The following is a 9,139-nucleotide window of genomic DNA, read 5'->3' as shown; positions in this document are numbered from 1 at the left end:
CACCCGCTCAGGCGGCGGCGAAGCCCTTGTCGAGCGCGGAGAGGATGACGCCGATATCCTCGGCGGAGATCGTGAGGGGTGGCGACATCAGGATGTTGTGCGCCCCCAGACGCACCATCGCGCCGGCCTCGTAGGCCGCCTTGTGGATGCGTTTCATCGTCGCCGCGTCCATCGGCGTCTTGGCCGCGCGGTCCGACACGATCTCGATCCCGGTCATCAGGCCGTGGCCGCCGCGCACGTCGCCGATGATGTCGTACTTCTCCTGAAGCTTCAGCACGCCTTCATGGAGCTCGCGCCCGCGCGGGGCAGCGTTCTCGTTCAGCTTCAGCCGCTGCAGTTCCTCGACGTTGGCGATCGCTGCGGCCGCGCAGACCGGGTGGGCGGAGTAGGTGTAGCCGTGCCAGATCGCGGCGGCCCCCGTCTCGTCCTTCTCGAACACTTCGGCCACGTGGTCGGCGATCATCACCGCGCCGAAGGGCAGGTAGCCCGAGGTGATCCCCTTGGCGGTCGACATGAGGTCGGGCTTGACACCCCAATGGCGAGAGCCGGTCCAGTCCCCGGTCCGGCCGAACCCGGTGATGACCTCGTCGGCGATCATCAGGATGCCGTAGCGGGAACAGATCTCGCGCAGCTTCGGCATGAAGGTCGCGCCCGGGACGATCACCCCGCCCGCGCCGAGGATCGGCTCCATGATGAAGGCCGCGATCGTGTTCGCGCCCTGGAACTCGATCTCGTCCACCATCGCGGCCGCGATCCGGTCCGCCAGCCGTTCGGGGTCGGTCTCGTCGAACGGGTTGCGGTAGGTGTAGGGTGCCGGCAGGTGGAAGCAGCCCGGCAGGAGCGGCTCGTACCCGATCCGGAAGCGATTGTTGCCGTTGACCGAGGCGCCGCCGAAATGTGTGCCGTGATAGCCCTTCTTGAGGCTCAGGAACTTCGTCCGCGTGGGTTCGCCCTTGATCCGGTGATACTGGCGCGCGAGCCGAAGGCAGGTCTCCACGCTGTCCGACCCGCCCGAGGTGAAGAATGCGCGCGTCATTCCGTCGGGTGCGAAGAATTCCTGCAGCAGGTAGGAAAGCTCGATCGCCTTGTCGTTCGAAGACCCCGCGAAGGCCGAGTAGTAGGGCAGGGCGGAAAGCTGATCCGCGATTGCCGCCTTCACCTTGTCGTTGGAGTAGCCGACGTTCACGCACCACAGGCCGCCGACGGCGTCGACGGTAGAATGCCCGTCGATATCGAAGATCCGCACACCCTCGGCGCGCGTGATGATGGTCGGCGCTGTCCTTTGCATTTCCCCAGGTGCGCCCATCGGATGCCACAAATGGCGGGCATTGTTTTCCTTGAGGAAGTTGGAATCCTTCATCTCTGGGTCTCCCATGGCGGTTTCCGTCCCATATGCCATGCCGAAGACGGCAACGGAACTACCAGTTGCGGCAATGTCTTGTCGCATGTTGACGGGACGGATGTCCCGAGCGCGCGATGCGTATTTTGACCAAAGAGTTGATTCGATCCTCCAGCCGCCTTATAACCCGCTCACTCATCCATTGAGGCCGTGCCGATGACGCCACCGCCGGAGAGCTACTCCTCTCTTTTTGAATCATTTGATCACGCACGCGCAGCCTACCTGCGGCTTGAAGCGCGTGCGCACGCCATGTCGGATGCCGAACTCGCCCGCGATGCGGACTACCGCACGCTCTTCCTTGCCGGGCGGCGGATCGAAAGCATCGGTGGCCGTGCCGCGATCGACGGAGCGATCGAGGCTTTCTTCCCTGAAGACAGCACCCGTGCCGAGCGCGCCCGCCGCAACCTCGACCATTGGTGGGCGGGGTTCGGCATCTGGCGGACCTCGCCGATGACGCTTAACTGAGCCTGTTCCAGGGATGAAAGACCCCGGCGCGAACGCCGGGGCCTTAGGGCCGCGTCGTGGCTTCGCCTCAGTCTTCGATTTCTTCGGGCAGTATGAGGTTCAGCACGATCGCGATCGTCGCAGCGGGCAGGAGGCCCGAGCTGAGCAGGATCTGCGCGGTCTTGCCCAGATGCTGAAGCGCCGAGGGTTCAAGCTGAAGCCCGAAGCCGAGCGACAGAGATATCGCGAAGATTGCCATGTTGCGGCGGCTCCAGGTCACGTCCGACAGCATGTTGATGCCCGAGGCGCAGACCATGCCGAACATCACGATGACGCCGCCGCCCAGCACGTTGATCGGAACCGTGTTGATGATCGCGCCGATCTTCGGGATGAAGCCGCAGACGATGAGGAACAGCGCGCCGATCGTGACGACGTGCCGACTCATCACGCCGGTGATCGCGACGAGGCCGACGTTCTGGCTGAACGAGGTGTTCGGAAGGCCGCCGAAGATGCCGGCGACCGCGGTGCCGAGCCCGTCGGCGAAGGTGGCGCCGGAAACTTCGCGGTCCGTCGCCTCGCGCCCCGCGCCGCCCTTGGTGATCCCCGAAGTGTCGCCCACCGTTTCGATCGCCGATACGATGGCCATGAAGCACATCCCGATCACGATGGCGAAGTTGAACTCGAAGCCCCACTTGAAGGGCATAGGTACCGAGAAATAGGCCGCGCGCCCGACGTTGCCGAAGTTCACCTGCCCCATGGCGAAAGCAACCGCGTAGCCCGCGATGATGCCGATCAGCACGGCCGCGATGGCAGTGAAGCCGCGCGTGAAGAACTTCACAGCCAGCGTGACGATCACCACGACGAGCGCCGGCGTCCACATGGCGAGTGAGCCGAATTCCGGCTTGCCCATCAGCGGGACGCCGCCGGCAGCGTACTGGATGCCGACGCGCACAAGCGCGAGACCGATCATCAGGACGATGAGGCCGGTGACGAGGGGCGGCAGGGCGTGCCGGATCCGGCCCACGATGAAGCCGAGGCAGAAATGGAACATGCCGCCGATCAGGACACCCGTCATCAGTCCCGCGAGCCCTGCCGTTCCGAGCCCGGCGACCGCCGGGATCATTACCGGAACGAAGGCGAAGGACGTGCCCTGCACGATCGGCAGCCGCGCCCCCACCGGGCCGAAGCCGATGGTCTGGAACAACGTCGCGATGCCGGCGAAGAGCATCGACATCTGGATCATGTAGGTCATGTCCGGGAAGCCGAGCGCACCCTGGTCCGATCCGAAGCCGATCCCCGCCGCACCCGCGACGATGATCGCCGGCGTGACGTTCGAAACGAACATCGCGAGCACGTGCTGGATGCCGAGGGGCACCGCCTTGCCGATATCCGGCATGTAGTCGGGATCGCGGAGTTGCTCCGGCGTCCCTATGGAAACGTCAGCCATTTTTTCACTGTTCCTCTTCTGTTGTCCGGAAAACGGGCCGTGAACCGGCCTCTGTTATCGGTTGAAGGCTATGAGGTAGGGACTGTCGAACCAGTGCTCCTCGAGGTTCGGGGTGTCCCCGATGCGGTCGACCACGGCGAACAGGCCCGGCGCCGCCAGCGGAGTGAGTACCCCGTGCCAGGTATTCCTCAGAAGATTGATGCCCTGTCCCGGGCTCGTCATGAAGGCGCGGGGGGGGGCGGGGCGTCCGCCCTCGTCTGGCGCGACGATCACCAGGAACGGGTCGAGCGACATCGGAAGGAAGGCCTGACTGCCGTCGGGATGCCGTTCGACCATGTCGAGCGTGTAGGGCATTTCCCGCGGCTCGGCCTTGAAGATGGAGATGCCCGCGCGCCCGCCGGGGCCGAAGTCGAGCCGTCCCCGGTCATGCCAGCGCCCGCACAGGCCGCGATTGATGATCCGATCCGGTTCGCCGCCAGCCTCCAGCACGTCGCCGAAGGGGGCGAAGACCTCTGGCGTGAGCGGTTCGGTTCGGATCAGGTCTTGCATGCGGGTTCCATGGTCGGGGCCGGGGCTTTTCTTCCCCGAGGTCGCTGGAGGAGGTCTTCGGCCAGCAGGAGGGCAGCAGGGCGCGCCATCTCAGCGTCCGAACGCGCCGGGGCCGCGAAGGCGGGCATGGCGGTTCACGTCCTTGTAGAGAAGGTAGCGGAACGGACCCGGTCCGGCCGCGTAGCAGGCCTGCGGGCAATAGGCCCGGAGCCACATGAAATCCCCGGCCTCGACCTCGACCCAGTCGCGGTTGAGCTTGTAGACCGCCTTCCCCTCCAGCACGTAGAGCCCGTGTTCCATCACATGCGTCTCTTCGAAGGGGATGAGGCCGCCCGGCTTGAAGGTGACGATGTTGACATGCATGTCATGCGAGAGGTCCGCGGGATCCACGAAGCGCGTGGTGGCCCAGCGGCCCCCGGTGTCGGGCATGGCGATGGGGGCCACATCCTTGTCGGAGGTCACGAAGGCCCTAGGTGCGGGGATGCCCGGCGCGGGCTCGTAAAGCTTGCGGACCCAGTGGAAGCGGGCAGGGGCGTCGCCCGCGTTCCTCAGCCGCCATTCGCAGGAGGGCGGAAGATAGGCGTAGCCGCCGGGTGTCAGCGTGTGATCCGTGTTTTCGATGGTCAGCCGCGCCTCGCCGTCGGTAACGAAGATCACGCCCTCGGCGCCGGCTTCGGGCTCGGGCGCGTCCGATCCGCCGCCGGGCGCGACTTCCATCACGTATTGGCTGAACGTCTCGGAAAACCCCGTCATGGGCCGGGCGATCAGCCAGAGGCGGGTCCCCTCCCAGCCGGGCAGATAGCTCGTCACGATGTCCGAGAAGACGCCGCGCGGGATGAAGGCATAGGCTTCGGTGAAGACGGCGCGGCCGGTCATCAGCTGTGTTTGCGGCGGCAGGCCGCCATGGGGGGCGAAGTAGTCACTCATCCAGCATGTCCTTCAGGCGCAGGCAGGCGATGCGTTCGACCTGCCGGCAGGCTTCGGCGAATTCGGCTTCGCGGTCGTTGGAGAGGCGCCGCCCGAACGCCTCGAGGATCGTCGCCTTCGTGTTGTCGCGGACCGCAATGATGAAGGGGAAGCCGTGCTTCTCGACGTATTCGGTGTTAAGCCGTTCGAACGTGGCGCGTTCCTCGTCGGTCAGCGCGTCGAGCCCGGCGCTCGCCTGTTCGGAGGTCGAAGCCTCGGTCAACCTCTTCGCCTGCGCGAGCTTCCCCGCGAGATCGGGGTGCGCCTTCAGCACGCCGAGGCGTTCGGCCTCCGTTGCGGAACGGAACATCCGCGCGAGCGCGTTGTGAACGCCCGCCGCGCTGTCATGGGCAGGGCCGAGTTCCAGTTCCCAGGCACGCTCCGCGATCCAGGGCGAATGTTCGAAGACGCCGCCGAATTTCGCGACGAAATCCTCCCGCCCCATCCGGCTCGGCCGATCGCGCCGTTTCGGCGGATGCGTCGCGGCCCAGTGCCGCGCGATGTCGATACGGCGCGGGAACCAGACGCCCTGGTGCCCCTTCGCGTAGTCGAGGAAGCGCTTGAGCCCCATCACCCGGCCCGGGCGCCCGATCAGGCGGCAGTGGAGCCCCACGCTCATCATCTTCGCGGCCCCTGCCGCGCCTTCGGCATAGAGGCAGTCGAAGGCGTCCCTGAGATACTGGAAGAAGTGCTCGCCGGTGTTGAAACCCTGCGGGGTCGCGAACCGCATGTCGTTGGCGTCGAGCGTGTAGGGGATGATCAGCTGGTCGCGCTCCCCCGCCTCGATCCAGTAGGGCAGGTCGTCGTCGTAGGTGTCCGAGATCCAGTCGAACCCGCCTTCTTCCGCCACGAGCCGCACGGTGTTCGCCGAACAGCGCCCCGTGTACCAGCCGCGCGGCCTTTCGCCCACGACCTCGGCGTGAAGCCGGATCGCCTCGGCGATCTGGGCGCGCTCCTCCTCCTCGGGCATGTCCTTGTGCTCGACCCACTTCAGCCCGTGCGTTGCGATTTCCCAGCCCGCGGCTTTCATCGCGGCGACCTGCTCGGGTGAGCGAGCAAGCGCGGTCGCCACACCGTAGACCGTGACCGGAATCTCCATGCCGGTGAACAGGCGATGGAGTCGCCAGAACCCGGCGCGCGCGCCGTATTCGTAGATCGACTCCATGTTCCAGTGACGCTGGCCCGGCCATTGCGCTGCACCGACGATCTCCGACAGGAAGGCTTCCGAGGCCGCATCGCCGTGGAGGATGCAGTTCTCGCCGCCTTCCTCGTAGTTCAGGACGATCTGAACGGCGATCTTGGCGCCGCCCGGCCAGGCCGCATCCGGCGCGGAGGCGCCATAACCCCGCATGTCGCGCGGATACCTGTTCATGCCCGGCCTCCCAGTTGCATCTTCATTATGAACACGGAAATTCCACGCGTTTATCAAGAAATCCCTGAAGGACCTTTCGCGCATGGGCCCGGTCGCCTGGCCGCGCGTTCCCATGCATACTGCAGGGGCAAGAGGAGGACGGAATGAGCGGCTATCTCACCACCCATGTTCTCGATACCGCGCGCGGTCTACCCGCGGCAGGGCTCAAGATCAGGCTCTACCGGCTTGACCGGGCAGGGCGCGTGAAGCTGGCGGAGATGGCGACTAATTCCGACGGCCGAACCGACAGCCCGATCCTCCCCAAGGAGGATTTCGCCGCTGGAACTTATGAACTCGTGTTCGCCGCCGGCGACTATCTTCGCGCGACCGGTCAGTCCGGCGCGGAGCCTCTGTTCATCGACGAAGTCCCGATCCGGTTCGGCATCTCGGACGCCGGGGCTCATTACCACGTTCCCCTGCTGCTATCCCCCTACGGCTATTCGACTTACCGGGGCAGCTGAATGCCTTCGGTTTCGCGCGCCAGCTGTGCCTTGCAGCGCGCCACGATGAAATCGGTGAAAAGCCGGATCTTCGGGTCGGTGAAGCGGCGGTGCTGCGTCAGGCAGACGAACTGCGTGGGCAGGGGCGGGGTCGCCTCCGCGACCGGCACCAGGCGCCCCTGGCGCAGGTGCTCGGCCACCTCGAACCAGGGCTTCATCACGATCCCCCGGCCGTCGAGAGCCCACCCCGTCAGCACGTCGCCGTCGTCCGACTCGTAAGGGCCGGACACGTCATAGCGGCGCGGGCCGTCCGGCGTCCGGAGCGTCCACTGGAACTCGCGCGCCCCGGGGAAGCGGAGGATCAGGCAGTCGTGCCGGTCCTTGACCAGCGCCTCGCCGTTTTCGGGGTTCCCCCGCCGTTCGACGTAGGAGGGCGCCGCGCAGAGAAGTCGCGGGCAATCGGCGATCACCCGGACCTTCAGCGTGGAATCCTCCAGTGGCCCGAGGTGAAACGCGAGGTCCAGCCCTTCGCCGATCACGTCCACCTTCCGGTCGGACAGGCGCAACCGGATGTCTATCTGCGGGTATTCATCCTTGAACGCGGGCACATGCGGGGCGATGAACCGTCGGCCGACGCCCAGGGGCGCCGCCACGAAGATCGTGCCCTTGGGGTTCTGCGTTGCGTCCACCACGGCCGCTTCGGCCGCGTCGATCGCCTCCAGCACGTTCTGCGCGCCCTCGTAGAAGATACGACCGCTCTCCGTCGGCTGAAGCGAGCGCGTGGTGCGGTTGAACAGCCGGACGCCGAGATGCTTCTCAAGTTCCGCGATGCGGGCCGAGGCCACTGCGGGCGAAGTGCGCTGATCCCGCGCAGCCGCGCTCATGCTGCCCAGTTCGAAGACACGGACGAACATCTTCAGGTTATTGACGTAGGACATGGGGGCGCCCCGCGATTATTTGGCTTGGCCTGAATGTCCTCAGGCATTTGATGGATTATCAAAATAGTCGGCGGCGGTATAGTTGCTGCCAAACGCTCAGGAGGCTCTGATGTACGATTTCGTGGTCCTCGGCGAATGGCTGGAATTCGCGGTCCGCTGGACGCATGTGATCACGGCGATCGCCTGGATCGGGTCCTCCTTCTACTTCATCGCGCTCGACCTCGGTCTCTTTCCTTCGACGGACCGCCGCGCCGGCGTCCACGGCGAGGCCTGGCAGGTGCACGGCGGGGGGTTCTATTTCATCCAGAAGTACATGGTCGCGCCCGCGCGGATGCCGGACGAACTGACCTGGTTCAAATGGGAAAGCTATTCGACCTGGCTGACCGGCTTCGCGATGCTGATTCTGGTCTATTACGTCGGTGCCGAGTTCTACCTCGTGGACCCCGAGGTACTCGACATTCCGACCTGGCAGGCGATCCTGATCTCGCTCGGTTCGCTCATCTTCGGCTGGTTCGCCTACGACATGATCTGCAAGAGCCGCTTCGGCGACGACAACCGCCGCCTGATGGTCGCGCTCTACATCATCCTCGTGGGGCTCGCCTGGGCCTACACGCAGGTCTTTTCCGGCCGCGCCGCCTTCCTGCACCTTGGCGCGCTGACCGCCACGATCATGTCGGGCAACGTCTTCATGACGATCATCCCGAACCAGAAGATCGTCACGGCCGACCTCATCGCCCAGCGGACGCCAGATCCGAAATTCGGCAAGATCGCCAAGCAGCGTTCGACGCACAACAACTACCTGACGCTGCCGGTGATCTTCCTGATGCTGTCGAACCACTACCCGCTCGCCTTCGCGACCGAGTACAACTGGATCATCGCCAGCATCGTGTTCCTCATGGGCGTGACGATCCGGCACTACTTCAACTCGGTCCACGCGCGGAAGGGCAACCCGCACTGGACCTGGGCAGCGACCGTGATCCTGTTCCTCGTCATCGTCTGGCTCTCCGCGATCGGCGCGCCCAGGGCCGCCGAGACGGAGGCCGCCGAACTCAAGGGGGCCGCGCTTCGCTACGCGTCCGCCGACGGTTTCGAGGAGGTGACGTGGATCGTTCAGGGCCGCTGTTCGATGTGCCACGCCGCCGAGCCGGTTTGGGACGGCCTCTACTGGCCGCCGAAAGGTGTCGTACTGGAAACAGCCGAACAGATCGCGAAGGAGGCTCGGCGCATCACGGTTCAGGCCGGGCTGAGCCACGCGATGCCGCCCGCGAATCTCTCTTACATGGAGCCGGCCGAGCGGGAAGCGATCGTCGCCTGGTTCCGCGCGGCAAACGGTTGAAACAGCGCCGCGATCCTACTTGTGTCATGTCCGGGGTGAGCAATCAGGCCGCATTGCGCGGTATTGGGCGTTTCTCACCGGGGTCGGCCCCGAAAAACAGTTTGTTTTCAAATTAAGAATAACAAAATGTGACCGGTCCGTGGCGGCGAAACATTCGCAAATTGGAAACAAAGGACAGCTGCCAGAACGCGGCACTTGTCCTTTTAGAC

General features: G+C 65.2%; 9 protein-coding genes. 3 read left to right on the top strand and 6 right to left on the bottom strand.

Annotated features, from left to right (window positions below; all coding sequences use genetic code 11):
* Positions 1–7 precede the first annotated feature (7 nt).
* The gene (locus ABCN56_RS06125; protein ID WP_343079872.1) at positions 8–1,360 is read right to left on the bottom strand and encodes an aminotransferase class III-fold pyridoxal phosphate-dependent enzyme; all 1,353 of its coding nucleotides are present in this window, start codon (positions 1,358–1,360) and stop codon (positions 8–10) included.
* Positions 1,361–1,648: 288 nt separating this feature from the next.
* Between ABCN56_RS06125 and ABCN56_RS06120 the strand changes: the two genes are divergently transcribed.
* Positions 1,649–1,864 carry a hypothetical protein gene (locus ABCN56_RS06120; protein ID WP_343079871.1) on the top strand — a complete coding sequence of 72 codons (216 nt, stop codon included), beginning with the start codon at positions 1,649–1,651 and terminating at the stop codon, positions 1,862–1,864.
* 67 nt (positions 1,865–1,931) lie between these two features.
* Here ABCN56_RS06120 and ABCN56_RS06115 read toward each other — a convergent pair whose 3' ends face one another.
* The 4 genes from ABCN56_RS06115 to puuE form a co-directional block, all read right to left on the bottom strand.
* The gene (locus ABCN56_RS06115) at positions 1,932–3,290 is read right to left on the bottom strand and encodes a uracil-xanthine permease family protein (protein ID WP_343079870.1); all 1,359 of its coding nucleotides are present in this window, start codon (positions 3,288–3,290) and stop codon (positions 1,932–1,934) included.
* Between the two features lie 54 nt (positions 3,291–3,344).
* Complete coding sequence (locus ABCN56_RS06110) at positions 3,345–3,839, bottom strand: ureidoglycolate lyase (protein ID WP_343079869.1); 495 nt, start codon at positions 3,837–3,839, stop codon at positions 3,345–3,347.
* Positions 3,840–3,929: 90 nt separating this feature from the next.
* Positions 3,930–4,766 (bottom strand): bifunctional allantoicase/(S)-ureidoglycine aminohydrolase, encoded by an 837-nt coding sequence (locus ABCN56_RS06105; RefSeq protein WP_343079868.1) that lies wholly within the window; start codon positions 4,764–4,766, stop codon positions 3,930–3,932.
* The gene (puuE, locus tag ABCN56_RS06100) at positions 4,759–6,177 is read right to left on the bottom strand and encodes an allantoinase PuuE (protein ID WP_343079867.1); all 1,419 of its coding nucleotides are present in this window, start codon (positions 6,175–6,177) and stop codon (positions 4,759–4,761) included. The genes ABCN56_RS06105 and puuE overlap by 8 nt, the downstream gene beginning before the upstream one ends.
* A 143-nt stretch (positions 6,178–6,320) precedes the next feature.
* On the opposite strand from puuE, the gene uraH reads away from it, so the two are divergent.
* Positions 6,321–6,677 (top strand): hydroxyisourate hydrolase, encoded by a 357-nt coding sequence (uraH, locus tag ABCN56_RS06095; RefSeq protein ID WP_343079866.1) that lies wholly within the window; start codon positions 6,321–6,323, stop codon positions 6,675–6,677.
* On the opposite strand, the gene ABCN56_RS06090 is transcribed toward uraH, so the two are convergent.
* Positions 6,662–7,594, bottom strand: coding sequence for a LysR family transcriptional regulator (locus ABCN56_RS06090; protein WP_343079865.1), 933 nt, complete (start codon positions 7,592–7,594; stop codon positions 6,662–6,664). The genes uraH and ABCN56_RS06090 overlap by 16 nt on opposite strands.
* 109 nt (positions 7,595–7,703) lie before the next feature.
* Between ABCN56_RS06090 and ABCN56_RS06085 the strand changes: the two genes are divergently transcribed.
* Entirely contained in the window at positions 7,704–8,930 is a 1,227-nt protein-coding gene (locus ABCN56_RS06085; RefSeq protein ID WP_343079864.1) for a urate hydroxylase PuuD, read from the top strand.
* Positions 8,931–9,139 lie beyond the last annotated feature (209 nt).

This window comes from Ostreiculturibacter nitratireducens, from assembly GCF_032670585.1.
GTDB lineage: Bacteria > Pseudomonadota > Alphaproteobacteria > Rhodobacterales > Rhodobacteraceae > Ostreiculturibacter > Ostreiculturibacter nitratireducens.
This window is presented reverse-complemented; position numbering and strand designations above follow the sequence as displayed.

Bases quoted from the DNA above. Each gene is read 5' to 3' on its own strand.
- ABCN56_RS06085 (WP_343079864.1), top strand. From the start codon at position 7,704: ATGTACGATTTCGTGGTCCTCGGCGAATGGCTGGAATTCGCGGTCCGC.
- ABCN56_RS06125 (WP_343079872.1), bottom strand. From the start codon at position 1,360: ATGAAGGATTCCAACTTCCTCAAGGAAAACAATGCCCGCCATTTGTGG.
- ABCN56_RS06090 (WP_343079865.1), bottom strand. From the start codon at position 7,594: ATGTCCTACGTCAATAACCTGAAGATGTTCGTCCGTGTCTTCGAACTG.
- ABCN56_RS06120 (WP_343079871.1), top strand. From the start codon at position 1,649: ATGTCGGATGCCGAACTCGCCCGCGATGCGGACTACCGCACGCTCTTC.
- puuE (WP_343079867.1), bottom strand. From the start codon at position 6,177: ATGAACAGGTATCCGCGCGACATGCGGGGTTATGGCGCCTCCGCGCCG.
- ABCN56_RS06115 (WP_343079870.1), bottom strand. From the start codon at position 3,290: ATGGCTGACGTTTCCATAGGGACGCCGGAGCAACTCCGCGATCCCGAC.
- ABCN56_RS06105 (WP_343079868.1), bottom strand. From the start codon at position 4,766: ATGAGTGACTACTTCGCCCCCCATGGCGGCCTGCCGCCGCAAACACAG.
- uraH (WP_343079866.1), top strand. From the start codon at position 6,321: ATGAGCGGCTATCTCACCACCCATGTTCTCGATACCGCGCGCGGTCTA.
- ABCN56_RS06110 (WP_343079869.1), bottom strand. From the start codon at position 3,839: ATGCAAGACCTGATCCGAACCGAACCGCTCACGCCAGAGGTCTTCGCC.